At 74.7% G+C, this 766-nt stretch carries 2 pseudogenes; both read right to left on the bottom strand.

Annotated features, from left to right (window positions below):
- Positions 1–340: pseudogene (locus HMPREF1137_RS07510) on the bottom strand (hydroxymethylbilane synthase); the annotation flags it as partial.
- A pseudogene (locus HMPREF1137_RS10430) lies at positions 337–766 on the bottom strand (protoporphyrinogen/coproporphyrinogen oxidase); the annotation flags it as partial. The pseudogenes HMPREF1137_RS07510 and HMPREF1137_RS10430, both read right to left, overlap by 4 nt.

Below are 766 nucleotides of genomic sequence, written 5' to 3'. Positions count from 1 at the left end.
CCGCGCACAGGGCGTCGCGGGGGTCTTCGCGCTGCGGGACGGCCGCGATGCGCAGGCCCGGCGTGGGGGCGGTGGGCAGGTCCTTGAAGGAGTGGACGGCCAGGTCGCACTCTCCTCCGAGGAGGGCGAGCCGCAGCTGCGCGGCGAACACGCCGACGCCGCCGAGCGCGGCCAGGGGTGCCGCTGACACGTCACCGTGGGTGCGCACGACCTCCAGATTGACGCGCACGTCCTCGCCGAGGCGAGCCCCGGCCTCTTCGATCGCCCGCGCGACGGTGGTGGATTGGGCGAGCGCCAGGCGCGATCCCCTGGTTCCCAGCACAAATGTCCGCGTGGTCATAGCAGTCCTTTCGCGCCCGCGCGGGCATGGGAGACGACGGAGGCGATGCCGGTTCCGGCGACCCAGGCGCCCGTGAGCGCCACGCCCCCCAGGGGACGCACCTGGTCCTCGAGCGCTCTCACGCGGCCGCGATACTCGGGCGGCAGGGGCGGGAGCGTGCCGTTCCAGCGGGCGAGCAGGTGGTCGGTGACGGCCTCGGCGGCGATGGTGACGCCGGTGAGCGTGCGGATGTCGCGCAGGGCCCCCTCAACGGTGACGGCGGGTTCGGCCTCGCCGAGGCGCCCGTAGGACAGGCGCAGCAGGTGCGTGTGGGGCACAAGCTGGTCGGCGAGCCAGGGCCACTTGACGTTGAGGTGGGACAGGGCCTTTGCCGCGACCGGCCGCTCGCCGGCGGGCGCGGGCGCGACCAGGAGGCCCTGGGAGACG

The organism is Actinomyces sp. ICM39, from assembly GCF_000282935.1.
GTDB classification, from domain to species: Bacteria; Actinomycetota; Actinomycetes; order Actinomycetales; family Actinomycetaceae; genus Pauljensenia; species Pauljensenia odontolytica_B.
The sequence above is the reverse complement of the archived record's forward strand: the minus strand, read 5'-3'. Positions and strand labels throughout refer to the sequence as shown.